General features: G+C 35.4%; 9 protein-coding genes. 7 read left to right on the forward strand and 2 right to left on the reverse strand.

What is annotated here, in order from left to right:
* The first annotated feature begins 18 nt into the window (after positions 1 to 18).
* The 3 genes from P2086_RS08205 (at position 19) to P2086_RS08215 (ending at position 2,035) form a co-directional block, all read left to right on the forward strand.
* Positions 19 to 1,089: a PorV/PorQ family protein gene (locus P2086_RS08205; protein WP_317899970.1), complete on the forward strand. Its 1,071-nt coding sequence runs from the start codon at positions 19 to 21 to the stop codon at positions 1,087 to 1,089.
* A gap of 77 nt (positions 1,090 to 1,166) precedes the next feature.
* On the forward strand, positions 1,167 to 1,637 hold the full coding sequence (gene greA, locus P2086_RS08210; RefSeq protein ID WP_317899971.1) for a transcription elongation factor GreA: 471 nt from the start codon (positions 1,167 to 1,169) through the stop codon (positions 1,635 to 1,637).
* 2 nt (positions 1,638 to 1,639) lie between these two features.
* Positions 1,640 to 2,035: an HIT family protein gene (locus P2086_RS08215; RefSeq protein WP_317899972.1), complete on the forward strand. Its 396-nt coding sequence runs from the start codon at positions 1,640 to 1,642 to the stop codon at positions 2,033 to 2,035.
* Positions 2,036 to 2,088: 53 nt separating this feature from the next.
* Here the strand turns inward: P2086_RS08215 and P2086_RS08220 are convergent, their stop codons facing one another.
* Together P2086_RS08220 and panC are read right to left on the reverse strand one after the other, a co-directional pair.
* Entirely contained in the window at positions 2,089 to 3,633 is a 1,545-nt protein-coding gene (locus P2086_RS08220; RefSeq protein ID WP_317899973.1) for a glycine--tRNA ligase, read from the reverse strand.
* A 207-nt stretch (positions 3,634 to 3,840) separates the two neighbouring features.
* Positions 3,841 to 4,698 (reverse strand): pantoate--beta-alanine ligase, encoded by an 858-nt coding sequence (panC, locus tag P2086_RS08225; protein WP_317899974.1) that lies wholly within the window; start codon positions 4,696 to 4,698, stop codon positions 3,841 to 3,843.
* Between the two features lie 83 nt (positions 4,699 to 4,781).
* Here panC and P2086_RS08230 point away from each other — a divergent pair, with 83 nt between their 5' ends.
* From P2086_RS08230 to P2086_RS08245, 4 genes are all read left to right on the forward strand, one after another.
* On the forward strand, positions 4,782 to 5,612 hold the full coding sequence (locus P2086_RS08230; protein WP_317899975.1) for a glycogen/starch synthase: 831 nt from the start codon (positions 4,782 to 4,784) through the stop codon (positions 5,610 to 5,612).
* A gap of 133 nt (positions 5,613 to 5,745) precedes the next feature.
* On the forward strand, positions 5,746 to 7,116 hold the full coding sequence (locus tag P2086_RS08235; protein ID WP_317899976.1) for a DUF4270 family protein: 1,371 nt from the start codon (positions 5,746 to 5,748) through the stop codon (positions 7,114 to 7,116).
* A 108-nt stretch (positions 7,117 to 7,224) separates the two neighbouring features.
* Complete coding sequence (locus P2086_RS08240) at positions 7,225 to 17,646, forward strand: T9SS type A sorting domain-containing protein (protein ID WP_317899977.1); 10,422 nt, start codon at positions 7,225 to 7,227, stop codon at positions 17,644 to 17,646.
* 143 nt (positions 17,647 to 17,789) lie between these two features.
* A complete protein-coding gene (locus tag P2086_RS08245) occupies positions 17,790 to 22,457 on the forward strand; it encodes a T9SS type A sorting domain-containing protein (RefSeq protein ID WP_317899978.1) in 4,668 nt (1,555 codons plus the stop codon).
* Positions 22,458 to 22,484 lie beyond the last annotated feature (27 nt).

Consider the following 22,484-nt stretch of genomic DNA (forward strand, 5'->3'; position numbering starts at 1 on the left):
ACAAAGGAAGTAAAGACTATGAAAATAAATTTAAAATATTTGGCTATACCAGTTTCGTTGGCACTTGGATTGAGTGTTAATGCAGGTAATCCTGAACGTACAGGGCAGGCTGGAGCCAGTCAGTTATTGATTAACCCTTTCGCTAGAAATACAGGAATGGCTGGTTCAAATTCCGCTAGAGTGAGAGGCTTAGAAGCACAGTTCTTAAATGTAGCTGGGACTGCTTACACGCGTAAAACAGAGGTTCTTTTCAATCGATCAAACTGGTTGCAAGGAACCGATATTTTTATAAACACTTTTGGTATAACTCAGGGAATTGGTGAAACTGGAACAATTGGATTAGGTGTTGTTGCTATTAACGCCGGAAAGATTCCTATTACAACAGAGGAGCAACCAGAAGGAGGTTTAGGAACATATAGTCCTTCCTTCTATAATATTAGTTTATCATATGCTAAAATGTTCTCTGATAATATTTTCGGTGGAGTTAATTTTAAATTGGTAAACGAACAAATTCCCAATGCGGCAGCGCATGGTTTAGCAATTGATGCTGGTATACAGTATCATACTGGTAAATACGATCAAGTCCACTTTGGTATTGCGTTAAGAAATTGGGGTCCGAAAATGAGTTATGTAGGTGACGGATTAAGTCGTCAGGCGGTTGCAACTTCAATAAACGGGAGCTATGAGTTAACCGTAAATAACAGATCTGCTGGTTTTGAATTACCAACCATGGTTAATATTGGAGCGTCTTACGATTTCTATTTAACGAAGGATTCTACAGGTTTATTAAAACAACATCGTTTATCCATTCATGGTAACTTTACGTCTAACTCATTTAGTTATGATAACGGTATGGTTGGACTTGAATATGCTTGGAAAGAAATGCTCATGTTTAGAGTTGGATCTTTTGTTGAAAAAAACATGTTTAATGATGATCAGAGAAGAAATGCTTTTACTGGGCCTTCTGCTGGTTTAACATTTGAAGTTCCGTTTAATGAGAAAAAATCAACAATAGGATTGGATTATTCTTACCGTTTTAGTAATCCTTTTGGAGGAACACATTCCTTTGGATTAAGGTTGAACCTTTAGAATTTTTTTAGTATTTTTGTTAATATAAAGAGTCCCGGTGATTATCGGGATTCTTTCTTTTTTTAAACCAGATAGATATGGCAATAGGATATTACACAGAAGAGGGGTTACAAAAGCTAAAAGATGAATTACATCAATTAAGATCTGTAGAACGTAAAGTAGCCACTCAGGCTATTGTGGATGCAAGGGATAAAGGAGATTTAAGCGAAAACGCAGAGTATGATGCTGCACGTGAGGCTCAAGCATTGCTTGAACTGCGTATTGCAAAGCTAGAAGACGTAATTGCAAATGCCAGAATTGTGGATGAAACAAAGTTAGATCTCAGTAAAGCAAGTATTCTTACAACAGTAAAAATAAAAAATCTCAAAAATGGAGCTTCTATGAAATATACTCTGGTAGCTGAAAACGAAGCGGATCTTAAGATTGGTAAAATATCTGTTGATTCTCCAATTGGTAGGGCTTTACTTGGTAAAAAGGTGGGAGAGAAAGTAGATGTGGATGTTCCCGCTGGTAAAATGACTTTTGAGGTTTCTGAAATTTCTATTTAAAATTGCCAAGCATTTTTTCTAAAATAGTTGCTGGCGAAATTCCTTGTTATAAAATTGCTGAGGACGAAAATTACCTTGCATTTCTAGATGTATTTCCATTAAAAAAAGGACACACACTTGTTATTCCGAAAAAGGAAGTGGATTATATTTTTGATCTAGATTCAACTACTTATTCTGGACTTATGGAATTTTCCAAAAAGGTAGCGGTAGCGATTAAAAGATCCATTCCAAGTAAACGCATTTCTATGCAAGTAATAGGACTAGAAGTTCCGCACGCTCATGTTCATCTCATTCCAATCAACTCAATGAATGATTGTGATTTTAAACAAGAAAAACTGAAATTTTCTAAAGAGGAATTTGAAGAGACGGCAAAGTTTATTGCTTCGCATTTCGCATAAACTTCGAAAAAGTTTATTGCGATCCCTTATAACTTTTCCAAAGTTAACCTTACCTACAAAGTTTTTAGCAAACTTTTAATTCCGACTCTTTCTTCTAAAAATGCGGGCAAAGCATCTATTTTAATTCGGTCTTGCAGCATGGTGTCGCGGTGACGCACAGTAACAGTTTTATCTTCTAAGCTTTGATGATCCACTGTTATGCAATAAGGTGTTCCATATGCATCTTGACGACGGTAACGTTTCCCTACAGTGTCTTTTTCATCGTAAGCAATGTTAAAGTCAAATTTTAAATCTTTCATAATGCTTTCAGCAAGCTCAGGAAGACCATCTTTTTTTACTAAAGGGAAAATAGCAGCCTTATAGGGCGCAAGTGCAGCAGGAATGCTTAAAACCGTTCTAGTCTCTCCGTTCTCGAGTGTTTCTTCCTTTAAAGCAGAAGCAAGAATAGATAAAAACAATCTGTCTAGTCCCACAGAAGTTTCTACAACATAAGGAACATAGCTCTGGTTTAATTCTGGATCAAAATATTGTAATTTTTTTCCAGAAAATTGTTCGTGCTGTTTTAAATCAAAGTCGGTGCGTGAATGTATTCCTTCCAACTCTTTAAATCCAAAAGGAAATTCATATTCAATATCTGCTGCTGCGTTTGCATAATGCGCTAATTTTAAGTGGTCATGGAAACGGTATTTTTCTTTACCTAAGCCTAATGATAAATGCCAGTTTAAACGAGTCTGTTTCCAGTGTTCATACCATTCCATTTCAGTGCCTGGTCTTACAAAAAATTGCATTTCCATTTGTTCAAATTCACGCATTCTAAAAATAAATTGTCGTGCTACAATTTCATTTCTAAACGCTTTTCCGGTTTGTGCAATCCCAAATGGAATTTTCATGCGACCGGTTTTTTGAACATTTAAATAATTTACAAAAATTCCCTGCGCGGTTTCTGGTCTCAAATAAATGGTATTGGCATCTTCAGAAACAGAACCCATGGAAGTGCTGAACATTAAATTAAATTGCCGTACATCTGTCCAGTTTCGGCTGCCGCTGATAGGATCAACAATTTCAAGATCAACGATGATTTGTTTTACTTCTTCAAGATTGTTATCGTTGAGAGCTGTTTTAAAACGCGTGTTAATAAAATCAATTTTTTCTTGATATTCTTTTACACGTGCATTTGTAGAAATAAAAACAGCTTCATCAAAATTTTCAAAACGTTTGGCCGCTTTTTCTACTTCTTTTTTTATTTTGTCTTCGATCTTAGCAATATGTTCTTCAATCAACACATCGGCTCTGTATCTTTTTTTGCTATCCTTGTTATCGATTAATGGATCGTTAAATGCATCAACGTGTCCACTTGCTTTCCAGGTGGTAGGGTGCATGAAAATAGAAGCATCAATTCCCACAATGTTTTCATTTAGTTGCACCATTGCTTTCCACCAGTAATCACGGATGTTTTTCTTTAGTTCTGTGCCTAATTGGCCATAATCATAAACTGCACTTAAACCATCGTAAATTTCACTACTTTGAAAAATAAATCCATATTCTTTACTGTGTGAGATAACATTTTTAAAAAAATCTTCCGGTTTAATATTACTCATTGTGCTTTGTTGATCTATAAATTTGAAAGGTCAAAAATACTATTTTTTATGTTTGCAGAGAGACTTGAATGGATAATCATGATTTGTTTAATAAACATAATTTCCTCTTCGATTTAACTTAAGTTTTTTTAGGTAAAAAATAATTAAAATAAAAAAACAAAAACTCGTAGAAACGAATTTATTTTCTTGGCTTGTACTAATACTTTTCTAGTTTAGCTCAACGTTATCGATGAGCCTTATCTTACCAACATAAACCGCTATCAAAGCAATGGCACTAATTTGTGAAGTGAGCTCAGTAAGCGTATTAAGCGAATCGGCATTACAAATTTCAAAATAATCAAGCTTCATAGATGGAACAGTTGTAATTTCTTGTTCAACAAATAATTTGGCCTCTTTAATACCCTTAGTGGCAGTGAGATTTTTGGCCACTTTCATGATTTGAGGAATTCTACTAGCGGTTGTTCTCTCTTCTTTACTTAGCAGAGCGTTTCGAGAACTCATTGCCAAGCCATCCGGATCTCTTAAAATGGGGCAAGCAATAATTTCGATACTTGAGTTCATTTGCTTCACCAGAGCTTTTATAATCATTACCTGCTGGTAGTCCTTGCTGCCGAAAAAAGCTTTATCAGGTTTAATGATATCGAAGAAGCGACTAACAATTTGAGCCACACCGTTAAAATGCCCTGGACGATGAGCGCCTTCGAGCACTTTATCGAGGTATCCAAAATCGTAATTTTCTTTTAGTAAGCTATCAGGGTACATTTCATTTACTAAAGGCATGAATAAGGCATCACAATAGGCGTTTTTAAGCAAAGCAGCGTCCTTTTCAGGCATTCGGGGGTAGCGATCGAGGTCTGATTTGTCGTTAAATTGGGTTGGATTAACAAAAACACTGCAAATAGTATAATCGCAAGTGTTTTTAGAATAACGAATAAGTGAAACATGGCCGTCGTGCAGTGCGCCCATTGTGGGGACAAAACCCACAGTTTTGTTTTGAGCATTTATTTGAGATAAATAGCCCGTTAATTCGCTTATTTTCGTGAAGATTAACATTAATAAGGCCATAAAGCTACAATTTCCTTTGAAAATTGGATTATTTTTTCGTAATTTTGTTTAATCATAAATCTAAAAAAAGGAGTTAATCAAGTATGAAGAAAGCCAGAGTCCTTTTTGTTTCTCAAGACATCACACCGTATTTAGATGAAACATATGTTGGCAAAATTGCCAGAAGACTTCCACAAGGAATTCAAGAACGCGGAAAAGAAATTCGCACTTTTATGCCCAAATATGGAAGCATTAATGAACGTCGTCACCAATTACATGAAGTTATTCGCCTTTCGGGGATGAATATGGTCATTAATGACGTCGACCATCCATTAATTATTAAAGTGGCCAGCATCCCTACAGCGCGTATGCAAGTGTATTTTATCGACAACGAAGAATATTTCGGTCGTAAAGCTGTTTTAACTGACAAAACAAGCGGAAAATATTTTGACGACAATGATGAGCGTAGTATGTTTTTTGTGCGTGGAGTGGCTGAAACGGTTAAAAAACTTGGATGGCAACCAGATATTATTCATTGTCATGGTTGGTTTGCTTCTTTAATGCCATTATACATTAAGAAGTATTATCAAGAAGATCCACTTTTTGCAGACACTAAAATAGTTGTTTCACTATACGAGGATGAGTTCCCTAAAAATCTTAATAAAAAATTCATTGATAAATTAAATTTCGATGGTTTTAATAAAAAAGATCTTAAACACCTGAGTGAAGAGCCTAGTTACCTTAATATGATTAAACAATCGATTGAATTTGCTGATGGTCTTATTCAAGGATCTGAAAACATGAATCCTGAGATTGAAAAATTTATTAAAAAATCAGGTAAACCATTTTTAACTTTTAAAAATGAGCTGGAATACATGGATGCTTTTAATGAATTTTATGATGAAATGCTTGAAGAAGCAAACGTTTTGAGCTAAAAATAAATATTATGTAAAATCCCGTTTAGAAATTTCTAAGCGGGATTTTTTTTGTTTAAGCCTAAGTAAATCTTCTCCCAAAAAACCATAAAACGCTAAAACATGGGTTATAATACTTATTTTTGCCCGTCAAATGCGAATAATAAAACTTTTTTCGAAAATAATTTTTCCAGTACTAGTTATTTTTTTTGTTAGCTGTAAAAAAGATCACAGTGTTCTTGGGGTAGATGTTCAGCCAGGTGTAGACGATTTAAATGCTGAAAATATAAGAGGACTTGCTGTTACAGCGCAAACTTTACCGTATGATTCAGTTGCTTCTTATGGAGATAATATTAAATTTATAGGAAGTAATAATGATCCTCTTTTTGGCCGATCGGATTATGGCTTGTATTTAAATACAAATATTAGTGTTTCAAACCTAAATTTCGGTGCTACGTCTACTTTAACCTCAGCTGAATTTGTTTTGGCTGTAAATGCTGATGAATATGCTGGAAATAAAGATGCTGCTTTAAGTTACTCAATATTTGCTCTTAATGACACTATTAATAACAGAGTTCCTTATTACACAAATGACACAAGGCATCATGACATTACACCAATTAGTATTAGTGCCACCTCATGGAGTGTTACAGGAGATGGAAAGAGAGTCTTACGAATTAAACTAGATCAAAACTATGCCGAAAAATTATTTCAGGACAGTGTTAATTTAAAAAATAATGAGGCTTTACAGAAAACATATAAAGGATATTATATTGCTGCAAGCGTTCAAAATAATGACGAGGGGGTTGTTTTTAAAGCCGATCTGGATGATGTTTTAAGCGGACTCTTTTTGCATTATAAAACCACGAGTTCTAATGATACAATTATAGATTTTAGATTTAGTTTCAGCGGTTTAACTGCGAAAAGATATAATACGGTGAAGTATACGCCTATTCAAGAAATAAAAGATCAATTTGCCGATTCGACCCTTGGCGCTTCAAAGCTTTACTTAAAAGGAATGGGAATGACCCGAGTAAAACTTTACATCCCTTTTTTAAAGAACCATTCAGATTCATTTAAAATAGCGGTAAATCGAGCTGAGATAGTTTTAAGTTTAGATCCTTCAAACACCACTTTAGGAACCTCCATTTATTATGCTCCGCCTAAATTATTGTTGCTTTCGATAGATGATTCAGGTAGGGAGACCTATATTAATGATTTAAATAATTCAACGAATTATACCAGATTTGATGGGACTTATAATGCGACAATGAATGCTTATGTGTTTAATATTGCTCTTGAGGCTCAAGCGATATTTAGTGGTGAAAAACCTAATCGTGGATTTTATTTAGTGGTTGCAAATGGTGACTTGTCTTTGAAAACAGTTTATGCAACTCAAGATTCCAAAATCCTTTTACCGGTGAGGCGCGATAGTTATTACGAACGTGTTGTAATAGCAGGAAGTAACAATGCTCAACTCAAACCTGTATTTAATTTAAACTACATTCGGTTTAAGAACGATTAAGACTTTTCTTCTTAGTCATTTAAATAACAATCTGATGTCACTAAAATAGTGTTAATGCCCTTTATTATTAGGAAAAATGAACTAATTTTATAGAGTTAAGACAGTAGAATGATAAAAATTACAAAACTCACATTGTGTTTTTGTTTGGGAATGATTTTGTGCTTCAAAATGAAGTCGCAACTTTCGGGCACTTATAATATTCCGACAAACTATCCAAGCTTGTCAGCTGCAATTTCTGATCTTAACGTACAGGGTGTAAGTGGACCTGTGTTTATAGAAATTACCTCAGGGTATACCGAGACGGCACCTGTTGGAGGTTATAGTCTTACTGCAACAGGTACAGCACTTAATCAAATCACATTTAGAAAAATCGGAGTAGGAGCTAATCCTTTGATAACGTCTTATGTTGGAGGAACGGGCACTCCAGCTACAGCAACACAGGATGGAGTTTGGCGACTAATTGGATCAGACTATATTACAATTGACGGAATAGATATATCAGATCCAAATACCACAAATCCTTCTACAATGGAATACGGTTATGGATTATTTAGAGCAAGCACAACGGATGGTTGCCAAAATAATACGATTAAGAATTGTGTGATTAATTTAAGAACTATCAATAATGTAAGTGGTTCTGGTTCCGCAGTTGATGGATCGCGAGGAATTAATTTGGTTAATTCACTTGCAAATTCACAAACAATCGTTTTAGCGCCGATTTCTTTTGCGGGAACAAACTCGAATAATAGATTTTATGCAAATACAATTAGAAATTGTAATGTAGGAATTGCCTTAATCGGATACGCTGCACCTAGTCCATTTACCCTTGCTGATAGCGGAAATGACATTGGGGGTTTAAGCAGTTTGCAAGGGAATAACATAATGAATTTTGGTGGAGCAGTTGCCGCAACTAATCCAGCGGCCGGAGTTAGAACATTAGCACAGTATAATCTTAATGTTTCTTATAATACTTTTAATAACAACGACGGATCAGGTGTAAATCATACAAATGCATTAAGAGGAATTTATGTTAATGCGGCGACTAGTGCAAATGTTACAATCACAAATAACACACTTACTTTAAACGGTGGAAGTGGTAACTCACAAGTTTCGGTAATCGAAAATCTTTCTGGAGCTACTGCAGCAAATAACACTATTACAATAATCGGTAACACACTCTTAAATTGTGGAAATGCGCTAAACACTACGGGTTCTTTTTTTGGTATTTATAACAATGGAGCGTCTGCAAGTTATTTGGACTTAACGGGTAATACATTTAGTACCGTTGCCACAAAAGCAACGACTGGGACAAATTATTTAATTTATAACACAGGTGCTATTGCGAACACTATTAAGATAGATAATAATCTTATTGCTAATTGTACGAATTCTGCTAGTACTACGGGATTTTATTATTCGATATACAACAATGTTATATCTGCTGCTGCGCTTTCAATGAGTTCTAATACATTTAGCAACAATGTTACAAACGCTTCGACCGGATCTACTTATTTAATTTACAATGCTAGCGCAACGAGCAATAATATTACATTAAATAATAATACTATAACTAATTGTGCTAATTCAATTACGTCGACAGGCGCTTTTTACGGGATATATAATAATGGAGCTTCAACAGCAAATTTGGGAATATCCGGAAACAGTTTTTTAAATCATCAGGTTAACTCGTTTAGTGGATCAACGTATTTGATATACAACACGGCTTCAATTAGTGGAGGAATCACGATGAATACAAATCTTGTTTCTAATTGCACGCATTCGGTGACATCAAGTGGTTCTCTTTTTGGAATATATAACAACGCTTCTTCGTCCACCACCTTAGAAATTAATGATAATATATTTTCTTCAAATACCGCAGCTGTTGTTAACGGATCTGTGCATTTAGTTTTTAATCGTGGTTCAAGTACAAATACTTTTGTTAGTACGAGTATGAGTAACAACCTTATTTCCAATTGTAATTTTACCGCAACATCGAATGGCCCATTTTTAGGAATTTATAATAATGGTGTTACTAGTGATAATTTGAGTTTATCGAACAATACGCTTACGTTAAACGCTTGGTCTTCTACAACAAGCTTAAAATATTTGATTTACAATACTGGTTCGGTAAATACAATTCTAAATTTAAATAACAATGTGATTTCAAGTTGGACAAACACAAATAACACAACGGGATCCTTTAATGGAATATATAACACCGGCTCGGTGACTTCTGCGTTAAATATGTGTAATAATACTTTTTCGGCTATTAGCAATGACGCCACTTCTGGATCAACTTACTTAATGTATAATACAGGTGCTTTAGCAGGGGGAGTTATTACGATGACAAGTAATATTTTTGCAAGTATCTTAAATTCCGCAAACACGTCCGGGTTTTTTTATGGAATCTATAACAGTGGCACTACTTTTTCTGATTTAAAAATTACAAATAACACGTTCACAAACAATGTTGTTAATTCAGCTACAGGTGTTACAAATCTTATATATAATACGGGAGCAATTAGTACAAGTATTAACAGTATTAATCTTAGTAATAATTTAATTTCTAACTGTACAACTTCAGTAAGTTCAAATGGAACTTTTTATGGCATATACAATAATTCAGCTTCCTGTTTAACGTTAACTATAAATAATAATTCATTTTTGAATAACGCGTCGTATGCTAATAATGGACAAAGTTATTTCATGTATAACCGCGGATCGGCAGCAAATACTTTTGTAGCCATACATATGAGTAATAATATTATTTCCAACTGTATTAACTCATCGGCAACTGGTACCTTTTACAGTATTTGGAATAACGGTGTAACTTCTAACATAACAAGTATTCTTAGCAACACAATTACAAATAACGATTGGAATTCTACAACAGGAACCCGTTATTTGATAAGTAATTGGGGAGTAGCTTTAAATTCAACTAATATTAGTAATAACCTTATTGCCAACTGTACTAATACAAGTGGAACTACCGGGTTTTTATATGGGATTTATAATAACAATAACACTTCAGTTTCTTCAACCTCTTTAATAATAAGTAACAATACATTTACGAACAATGCTTCAGCAGCAACAACTGGCGAAACGCATTTTATTAATAGTAGCGGCTTGTCAAATAATACGTTTACAAGTATTGAAATCTCCAATAATTTAATATCAGGTTGCACGAGCACTGTTAGTGCAGGTGGAGCTTTTTATGGAATTTATAATAACACGGCGTCGGCAGATAATATAACTATTAGTCAAAATACTTTCACTAACTCGGTTTTGACTTCATCGACCGGCTCAACTTTTTTGATCTACAATAGGGGGGCGGGAGCAAATGTTTTTACGTCGGCAACCTACAGTGCTAATGTAATAGCAAGCGTAACTTTAGCAAATAATTCCAGTGGAGCATTTTATGGTATTTTTAATAGCGGAGCGGCAGCAACAACGGCCTCATTATTGAGTATTAAGAACAATTCATTCACTAATATGGTTTCGTTGTCAACGACGGGGGCTATCAACATAATCTACAATAATTGTCCGGTTTCAAACTCAATTTCGATCACGGATAATTATATTACCAATTTTACAAATACTCTAAGCACAAGTGGAACATTTTATGGAATCATAAATTCAGGAGCATCATCTGCTGGTGATATAACTATACAGGATAATAAGTTTTTAAATTTAATTTCGACAGCGAGCAGTGGAGCGCGCTACCTGATTTATAACAATGGAGCAATTTCTAATTCTATTGTTATCGGGAATAATCTAATTTCAAATTGCAGTCATAGCATTAGTTTGAACGGTTCTTTATATGGAATGTACAACAACAGTTCTGTATCAGCTGTTCTCGCTTCGATAAATAACAATACACTTACAAATAATTTTTCTCTTTCCAATAATGGAAATACATATTTGCTTGTAAATTCAGGGACTTTAACAAACACCTTGGCTACCGTTGGTATCTCAGGTAATGTTATTGATAACTATACGTGTAATGCAACAAGTGGTAATTTTTATGGTATCTATAACGCCGGGTACACTTCCGTAGACTTGTCAATAGTTACAAATACGCTTAGTCATATTACTCTAACAAGTACAAGTACTAGTCAACAAGGAATATATAACAGCGGGCGAATTACAAATGCCATTTTAATAAAGAATAATTTAGTAGATGGTTACACAAATAGGAGCAATGCGGCAGGAAGTTTTTATGGCATTACAAACGTGGCGAGTTTCGCTAACTCTAATTTCCCTGATAATTTAGCAATTGAGGATAATCGCTTTTTAAATACAGACATAAATTCTACAAGCGGTAGTATTTATTTTGTAAATAATACAGGCGTAAACACCAATACAATTAATTCACTAAGTATTAAGAATAATTTAGTTTCAAATTCTAATTATTCAATAAGTTTAAATGGAAGTTGGTTTGGTATTTATAATACAAGTATTGCGTCAGGAAGCCTGAGTTTAAGTAGTAATACTCTAGCAAACGTGCAAGCAAATTCTGCAACAAGTAGTAGGTATATGGTATACAATGGTGGTTCAATTATAAACTCTGCTAACCTTTCAAATAACAGCGTAACTGGCTTTACTAACACTAATAATACTAGTGGAACTTATTATGGAATAAACAACGGCGGTAATTCGCAAGGTGATGTCACGATTGCGAATAATAAGCTTGTAAATATTCAACTTTCTTCAACTACTGGAGCAGCATACGGTTTATATAATACAGGCAATATTATAAACACACTTCAGATAAATACTAATTTAATTTCAAATTTAACGCACTCTTCAACTTCATCAGGTGTGTTTTCAGCAGTGTATAATAACAATGTACCAGTAGGAGCTCTTAATGTTTCTGCGAACACATTTACAAATATTTCGCTGTATTCCTTAAATGGTTCTTCTTATCTGATCTACAATAGGGCTGCGGCCTCAACAACTGTTGGTGTTGTTAATATAAATTCAAATAATATTGGAGCTTTTGGTTTCGAAGCCAATAGCGGTTCATATGGTACCATATACAATAGTGGGATTTCATTTGGGAGCATGAGTGTGACTAGTAACACACTTATGAATTGTATTTATACCACCACAACAGGATCTCGCTATTTTGTTTATAACACTGGAGCAGGATCTAACTTGAACGTTTCAAATAATTTGGTTTCAGGCCTAACAAGTACTCTAAATACTACGGGCTCTTACTACGGCATTAACAATGGTGGAGGTGTTGATGGTCTGATTGCGAGTGGAAATACGTTTTTGAATCACACACTCACCGCGACGAGTGGCTCAGTATTTATTATCTATAATACTTCGGCAACTAATAGTTTAATTACGTTCGGAAATAATGTTGTATCAAATTTCAGTTATGATGCCACAGGCAGCGGAGGTTTTTTAGGTCTATATAATAGCGCCGCACCCACTCTTAGTTTAAGCATTAACAGCAATACTTTAACAACGCTTTCGCTAAATACTTTAAATGGCGCTACGCATTTTGTTTACAATCGCGGAGCCAATGGTAGTCTGATAAATGAAATATCATTTGCAAATAATAAAATCTCAAGCATTAATTATACCGCGACATCAGGATCATTTTATGGGTTATTTAATAATAACAACTCTTTTGCCAATTTAAATATAAGTGGAAATTTTATAAGTAATTTTATTTGCAACACAGTAACAAGTCCACGCTATCACATTTTTAATAATGGAAACGGCTCTGGCGATATTAATGTCAATTCAAATTTAGTTTCAAATTACACCTCCTCATTAAGTACTACTGGTGTTTTTTATGACTTGTTAAACACTGGTAATTCAGGGTCCAATCTTAGTGTGACGGGAAATACGTTTAGTGCCCAGTTACTGGCAACTACAACAGGCTCAACATTTGGGATCTACAACTCTGGTTTAATAACGGGTTCGGTTAATATTAATAACAATCTTCTATCTCAATTAAATCATTCATGCACAACAGGTGTTTTATTCTCGCTTTATAATAATGGCACAACATGTTCTAATTTAAGTATGAGTGGAAACACTTTATCAACCATTAGTACAAACAATTCTTCGGGATCAAAATTCCAGGTGTATAACACAAGTTCGGCAAGTAACTCTATTCGATTAAACAATAATTCCATTACCAATTATTCAGCTTCATTAAATACTAGTGGAGATTTTGCTGGGATCTTTAATCAGGGTAATTCCCAAGGAAGTTTTGATGCAAGTGGTAATTTCTTAACTAATTTTATTTTCCCTGCATCAACGGGTACTTGTTATGGAATTTTCAATGGAGGTACTGTCGCAACAATAGCCGCTATTAACAATAATCAAGCTTCAGGTGTTTCCTATGTTTCAACAGATGTAGGCACTTTTTACGGCGTATGTAATCTTGCCTCCACATCTTCTTCACTGAGCGTGAGTGGGAATACAATAAATAACACAGCAGTTAGTGTTCCTTCGGTAGCTTTAAATATAATTTATAATTCAGGGACTTCTACCACGCTAATTAATTCAATTAGCATGAATAATAATTCAATTACAAATTTCACCAATACTATTGGAGCAGTTGATTTTTATGGGATTCATAATACATGCCCTGCATCAGGTTTGTTAAGCTTGGATGGAAATGTATTCGGTAATAATGTGTCAGGGGCGTCAACTGCTAATACTCATTTGATTTATAATTCGGCTGCTGTAACAAATTCTATTTCAATGTCAAATAATAGTCTGAGCGCAGGATTTAATAATAGTGTGTCGGGCTATTCAGGGAATTTATACAGCATTCATAACATTGGTGGCGCAGCATCTACAACTTTAAGTATGAATGGAAACAATTTCTCCTCTTACTTTTTTAGCGGAATGGTAGGAGCCGGAAATATTTATTTTATTCATAACACAAACAATAATGCGCGTTACGATATAAATAATAACACTTGGTCTAATCTTTTGTTAAATCATAATGGGAATGAATATTTAATTTATAATCCGTCTAACACTTCAGCGGAACTTAATGTAAACAGTAATTCGGTTTCCGGATACACGCGTTCAGCTACCGCCGCATCTTTCTATGGTTACTATTCAAACGGAAGTTCTCCTGCGGCCTGTTCGCAATTGATTTCTGGAAATAATTTTTCGAACATAGTAGCCGCTACACTTGGAACGGGTTCGTTTTATGGAATATTTAATATTGATGGCACTGGAACCTTATTCCCTAAAAAAACAATAAGCAATAATTCTATTTCGAATGTTAACTACCAAGGTCTTGGATTCTTTTACGGCTATTACCTTGACTTAATGGGGGATAATTCTATAGTAGGTTCTTCAGTTAACACTAACACCTTATCAAGCGTATCTTGGGGCGGACCTCTATACGGTATTTATGTTGGACCGAGTGTGTCTTCGGGAATTGCTGCAAGTGTTTATGGAAATACAATTCGTAATCTTAATACTTCTGGAACCACCGCAGATGTCAGTGGAGCCTACTTATCAGCAGCAGGTTATGGTTTAAATTTTTATAAGAATAAAATAAGTGATATAACATCCGGTGGAATACTAGGAACAGCAAATGGTGTTAGAGTGCCGACCACCACCACCATATCAATAAACAACAATCTAATAGGTAATATCAATACACCAGTTTCATCTGCTGCAAATTCTGTGAATGGAATTAACATACTTGGTGGAACACGTGCAAATGTTTTTTATAACACAGTTAATCTGAACACGAGCAGTACAGGAACTGTCTTTAGTTCAAGTGCATTATATGTTTCTTCGGGTGTTCAAATCGATGTGCGAAATAATATTTTTATCAATACTTCTACTCCGAGCGGAATAGGAAATAGCGTGGCCTTTAGAAGAAGCTTTAGTTCTCTTGTTAATTATTTAAACTCTTCAAATAATAATATTTTTTACACAGGTATTCCAGCACCTAATCGTTTAATATACGCAGATGCATCAACGGTTAATCAAACATTGCCTGCGTTTCAGGTTTTAGTAGCACCTCGTGAAAGTGCTTCCGTTTTTGAGAACACTTCTTTTTTGAGTACTATTGGCACAAGTACAAATTTCCTTCACATAGATCCAGCGATTCCTTCCTTGTCTGAAAGTGGAGCCGTAAATGTCTTAACTATTTTCGACGATGTTGATAGCGATGTTCGACAAGGAAATGTTGGGTATTCGGGTACGGGAACAGCGCCAGATATTGGTGCTGATGAATACAATCAATCACTCTTGTCTTGCACGAGTGCAAATGCAGGAAGCGTTATTGTCGCTTCTTCTACTATTCAATGTGAGGGCGAAACATTTTACTTACTTTCAACAGGATTTACCGCGGCAGGTGATATTGTTCATCAGTGGAAAGTGTCGACAAACTCTGGTGGACCATATTCAAACGTTGCTGGTGGAATCGGTGCGAATACTACCGCATATACAACAAGTACCTTAAGCGCTGGCAATTATTATTTTGTTTTAGTAACCACTTGTACTCTTGGTTCTATATCGGGGACTTCGAATGAGGTAACCGTTACAGTTAATGCAACACCTTCTGCTTCTGCATCGGTATTGAGCCAAACTATTTGTTCAGGAGAGGATTTAGTTTTATCAAGTAATAGTAATATTGGAACTTCCTACTTATGGCAAGGACCAAATAATTTTACCTCTACTTTGCAGAATCCAACAATTACGCTTGGAGGCACCAATGCTAGCGGACTGTACACTCTTATAGTTGCAGATGTAAATTGCACATCGCTTCCTGTTTTTGTTTCTACCACAGTTTATCCAACACCTCCTGCGTTTTCGATCAGCTTAGCATCTTCAACAATTTGTATTGGTAATTCTCAAACACTTACTGCTTCTTTGCCAATAACAAATCCAACACTCACATTTGGCAGTCAAAGTAATGTGAATCAGACTTCAGGATATCCAGCTCCATACTCACTGTATTATGGAGGTCAAAAAATGCAAATGCTAATTTTAGCTGGGGAGCTTGCAGCCGCTGGATTTACGACCGGTACACCAATTCAAAGTATTCAATTTCCAGTTAGTTCACTTGGTTCAAATTGGGGTGCATCTATAAATGATTGTAAGAACTTTATGGTTGGAATGAAATCTACTACAGTAAGCGCACTCTCGGTTTTCGAAGCGGGCGTATCAAATGTTGTATCGCCATCTAATTTTACACCAAGTATTGGATATGCAAATACGCATAGTTTTTCGGCGCCATTTGTTTGGGATGGAATCAGTAATTTAATTGTAGAAACCGTTTTTTCAAATAGCCTTATTGGCACTTCAGCCAATGCGGTTATTCAATACAATTCTCCAACTGGTTTTTTAAGTACTTTAGTTTATCGAGCAGATAACCAAAGTGTTTCTACCATCGCTGCTGCAACTACCAGTAATGTGAATTTCGGCTTTGTGCGACCTGATTTTAAATTAAATGGAACTCAAATAGGAACGTATTCTTGGTCACCCTCAAACAGCCTGTCTGCTGGCTCAGGAGTATCAGTTATTGCTTCGCCCACCACAACAAGTATTTATTCGGTTACCTTATCTGATGGTCAGTGTGCCTCTTCAAGCACAACTTCTGTTGAGGTGATATTAAATCCTACAATAACTATTTCAACCACGAGCTCACTTGTATGTCTTGGCAACACTGCCACATTAACTGCAAATGGCGCAACCACTTATACATGGAGTACAATTTCGACTAATACTAGTATTGTTATTTCTCCTTTTGTCTCTACTACTTATGCTGTTTATGGAAGCAACGTGGCTTGCCCAACTTCCTCCACCAGCATATTCATAACACATGGACCTGCTCTCGCCATCACAACCCTGGCATCACCGGCAGTTTTATGTCAATCGGGAAGTTCTACACTTTCTGCTTCTGGTGCAAGTTCCTATACATGGACGGGTGGAGTTAACGCTGCCAGTGTTGTTGTTTCGCCAACAAGTACAACCATTTACACTGTTGCCGCTACAACTGGACCGGGTTGCTGGACAACAAAGTTGGTGAATGTTAAAGTAAATCCACTGCCAACGATTTCAATTACACCAAGTGCTGCAACAATTTGTGTTGGTGAATCAACAACATTCGAAGCTTCGGGAGTGTTTAGTTTTACCTGGACTCCGGGAAGTTCAAATTCTCCTATAATAGTGGTAAGTCCTACATCGCAAGAAGTGTTTACGGTTACTGGTTCTGATCTGAACAATTGCTTAAATACGTCAACAGCTTCTGTGTTGGTAAATGAGTGCGTTGGATTAACAAATGTTTTAAACTCTGATAAAGGTTTACGTTTGTTTCCAAATCCTTCTTCAGGAATCGTTAATCTATCAATGGAACTAGACGGTGAAAAGGATATCCATGTTTTAAATTCAATTGGAGCTTTGATCTATCAAACAAAAACTACTGGTGAATTAAAAATGATTGATTTATCATCAGTAACAAAAGGTATTTATTTTATTTACATAAAAATTCAAGAGAGTACAAGTGTGTATAAATTAATCATCGATTAAGGAGTGTTTTATCACAGTTTTTGCCAAAAATTTCATTTGTAGAAATTCACACCCTGTTTATCTATAGTTTATACACAACTGTCTAAAGCTTAAAAATCTGGTAAAAGGAAAATTAAATTTGTTTGGCTATCAATGCTTAACAAATGAAAAAAATCTATTATCTGGTTTTAGTTTTTACAATTTACTTTCAAACGAAAGCACAATTATCAGGAATAATAACTGTTCCTTCAACGTACACAAGTCTGGCTTCGGTTATAGCTGCTTTAAATCAGCAAGGTGCCTCGGGATCTGTAACAGTGAATATTGCAGCAGGTTATACCGAAACTGTAATACCGGGTGGATTTTCTTTGACGGCAAGTGGAAGTCTTAATAATCCAATTGTATTTCAGAAGAATGGAAATGGGGCCAACCCATTATTAGTTGCTTATTCAGGAGGAACAGGTACACCGGGATCGATGCATCAAGACGGTGTTTGGAGGTTATTGGGATGTGATTATGTAACAATTGATGGAATAGATATTGTAGATCAAAACACAGTAAATCCAGCAACCATGGAGTTTGGCATTGGTTTGTTTAAAGCGAATTCCAATAATGGATGTCAAAACAACACCATAAAAAATTGTTCTATTACATTAAACAGAATAAACAATTCGAGCGGATCTGGTCCCGCTGAGGACGGATCGAGAGGTATAGATGTTGTAAATGCCACTTCAAGTGTCCATAATTCAACTATATCTGTTACGTCCATTTCGGGTAGTAATTCAAACAACAAGTTTTATACGAACACCATTCAGAACTGTAATATTGGAATGTCATTGATTGGTTTCGTGGATTTTATTCCTTTTAGTTTCGCAGATAATGGAAATGATATTGGCGGGAATAGTGTCTTAACAGGAAATTCTATACTTAATTTTGGCGGTGGAGGTTCAACAAATTCTTCCTGTGCCATTAAAACGTTGGCTCAGTATAATTTAAATGTCGCCTATAATATCATAAATAACAATACGGGTAATGGCATCAATCATCCAACATTATTGAGAGGGATTTATCTAGGAGCATCGATAAGTGCTAACAGCTCTGTGATGCAGAACACAATTACATTGAACGGTGGTGCTACAAGCGCTCAGTTATCTGTAATTGAAAATCTCTCGGGCTCGGGGGCTTTGAATAACACAATTACTATCAGTAATAACTGTATTATAAATTGCAGTTATAATACTTCAACGTCTGGACCTTTCTATGGTATATGGAACAATGCGTCACCGGAAAATTTAAGCATGAGTAATAATATATTTCTAAATAATTCTACATCCGCAGCAAGTGGTTCAACTTATCTTATATATAATAATGGAGCAGTTGGCTCTACGATAAATATTAGTGGTAATGCTTTGAGTTTTACATATAACGGTCCTGTGGCTTATAGTGGCAACATGTATTCTATTTATAATACCAATGGAACAAATACAACGGTTGTAAATATGAACAATAATAATTTTTCAAATTACAATCATATAAATTTTGCGGCGACTGGCGCAATATATTTTATTTACAATACGAACGATTCTTATGAACTCCACCTAAATAATAATACATGGACAAACCTCTCCTTAAATCATAGTGGTGCTGAATATCTCATCAATAATAATTCAAGTACACAAAGTCAATTAACAGTTAACGGAAATAATATTATTGGAAGTTTAAATAGAACAGCTTCGACTGGAGCGACGTATTTATATTATAATACAGGAAGTTCTCCAGCAAATTGCACCCAAATCATTTTAGGAAATAATTTTTCTAATATAACTTCTCCGGTTTCCGGCACAGGTGTTTTTTATGGTATATACACCACAGATGGCCTCGGCACTTCATATCCCAGGAAGCAAATTTGTAATAATCTTATTTCAACTATTAATGTAAATAGTACTGGAGCATTCTACGCGTATTATCTTGAGAATTTGGGAGATGGGAATACAAATTCTTCTTCTGCAATTTACAGTAATACAGTATCGAACGTTACAAGGGCGGGCAATTTGTATGGACTTTATATCGGATCATTAGTTTCCGCAAATTATGCGCCACATGTTTACACAAACACATTGCTTAATTTAAATTCTTCAGGATCATCTTCAACTATCTATGCAAGTTACTTATTGGGAGGTGGTTCAGGACTGAATTTTTATAAAAACAAAATAAGTACAATTAACGCAAACGGCACAAGTGGAGTAGGGCATGGGGTTTATATAACTTCAGCTGTGAATACAACACTTTCAAATAATTTTATTGGGCATGTAAATGCACCGAACTCCTCAGCAACAAACGCAGTAAATGGCATATATATTAATAGTGGAACCTTAATAAACCTCTGGTATAATACAGTTTATTTAGGCGCACAAAGTGCAGGTGGAAATTTTAATTCAAATGCACTTTACGCTTCAACTGCAAGTAGTTTAAGTTTAAAGAATAATATTTTTATAAATGTGTCCTCGGGCGGTACGGGTATTTCTGCGGCGTATAGACGAAGTTCAACTTCTTTGACAAATTATTTGTCTACATCAAATAATAATTTGTTTTATGGCGGCATACCGAGTCCATCCAATGTTATTTTACAAAATGGCACTACTTCGTACACTGCACTATCTGCTTTTCAAACTTTAGTTAATCCACGAGAATCATTGTCTGCTACTCAGAGTGTAAATTTTTTAAGCTCTGTTCCATCATCACCAAATTATTTGCACGTTACGCCCAATGTGTTTTCTGCAGTTGAAAGCGGTGCCGTTAATGTTAGTGGAATTACTAATGATTATGATAATCAAATTCGTCAAGGAAATACGGGTTACGTTGGTTCAGGGTCAGCGCCTGACATAGGCGCTGATGAATACGATCAAAATATAAATCCATGCGCCTCTGCAAATGCAGGTATAATTTCTCCGAACGCTTTCACTTTATGTGCCGGTCAATCGGCGTCTCTTATTTCTAATGGTTACTCGCCGGGTGTAGGACTTTCACATCAATGGAAGGTTAGTCCAACTTCAGGAAGTTCATATACGAATGTAACGAATGGGAATGGAGTAACAACTCCGGAATTCTATAGTTCCGCTTTAACTGCGGGTGTTTATTATTTTGTTTTAGAAACAACCTGCACTAGTTTAAGTATAACAGCAATTTCAGCCGAGGCTACCCTTGTAATAAATCCTATTCCAACTGTAGTTGTCAGTGCATCGAATGCTCTAGTCTGCGCCGGACAAGCAATTAATTTATTTGGACTAACAAATCCCGGTTCAACATATCAATGGTCAGGACCAAATGGATTTAATTCAATCTTGCAGAGCCCAATAATTTCAAATGTAACATCAAATTCTGCTGGAATTTATTATTTAACTGTTTCATTGAATAATTGTGCGTCGCCACAGTCATCCGTTGCTGTTTCTGTCAGTGAAACTACACTGAGTCTTTTAGCAACAACAAATGTACTATGCCTTGGAAATCCTTCAACATTAAGTATTATTACTTCAGCATCAACCTACACTTGGAGCAATGGTTCAAATCTCTCAAGTATAATAATTTCGCCAACAGTAACTTCTCTTTATAGTGTTGCGGTGACCAACACTGCAAATTGCACAAGCTCTAAAAGTATGACTGTAAGCGTTGTAAATCCAAGTATTACTGCTAATAATATGAGTGTATGCGGCAGTGCAACAAACATTATTTTAAGTGTAAATGCATTCACCCCATCAGTAATCAATTGGTTCAATTCAGTAAACTCTACGACTATTTTAGGAACTGGTCAAAATTATAGTTTAAGTGTTTCTACATCAACAACACTTTATGCGGAAGCAAGTAATTCTGTGAGTGGCTGTCAGAGTTTACGAATTCCTATTTCACTCACTTTATCACCAAGCCCTTCGCTTATAATTATAGCGAACCCTGTAACGATATGCCCAAGTGGTTCTTGCACCTTAACAGCAAGTGGCGCTAATACTTATTCATGGTCGGGTTTGGGAATTGGAGCTTCGAAGGTTGTTTCGCCAACGAGCAGTAAAGTTTATACACTTACTGGAAAAGATAGTTTTAGTTGTTCAAGCACTTCAACAATTCTAGTTAACACCTATGCAGTAGCAGTTATTACTGTTGCTCAGAGTTCAAGTTTAGTTTGTCCTTCAAGCAATGCGAGCTTTACAGCAAGCGGAGCAAATTCTTATATATGGAACACAGGCGCAAATGGTTCAATTACCACGGTTACTCCTGCAACAAATTCGACCTATACTGTTTATGGAACAAATACACAAAGTTGTATTTCGTCTAAAACGCTAGCAATAAATACAAAATCAGTTCCAGTTATTAATATCATACAATCAACTAATAATGCCTGTGCTGGTGAACCGATCACTTTTACTGCATCGGGTGCTACTTCTTATACATGGTTACCAGGAGGCGCTATTTCTAATAGCTTTACCGCAGCACCTTTTGTAGCAACTGTTTATAATGCCATTGGGAAAAGTATAAACACCTGTACTAATGTTGGGATAGTATTTATTGAGGTAAATCCATGTACAGAGATATTTGAAAATGGCGCTAAAGTTAATGTCATAAGAATTTTTCCGAACCCATCTGATGGAAAATTCGAATTAGAGTTTAAAACAAATGACTCAAAAAAAATCACGCTGTTTAGCCTAGAAGGAAAAATAGTTTTCGAATTTATCTCAAATAAAATTTTTGAAAGTATCAATTTGTCTGACATGGCAAGGGGATTTTACAATATTCAAATCGAATACGGAGCAAATAAGATAAATAGAAAATTGATTTTACAATAGAAGAATGGTTATAATAAACTAAGAAAT

This window comes from Aurantibacillus circumpalustris, from assembly GCF_029625215.1.
Lineage (GTDB): Bacteria > Bacteroidota > Bacteroidia > B-17B0 > Aurantibacillaceae > Aurantibacillus > Aurantibacillus circumpalustris.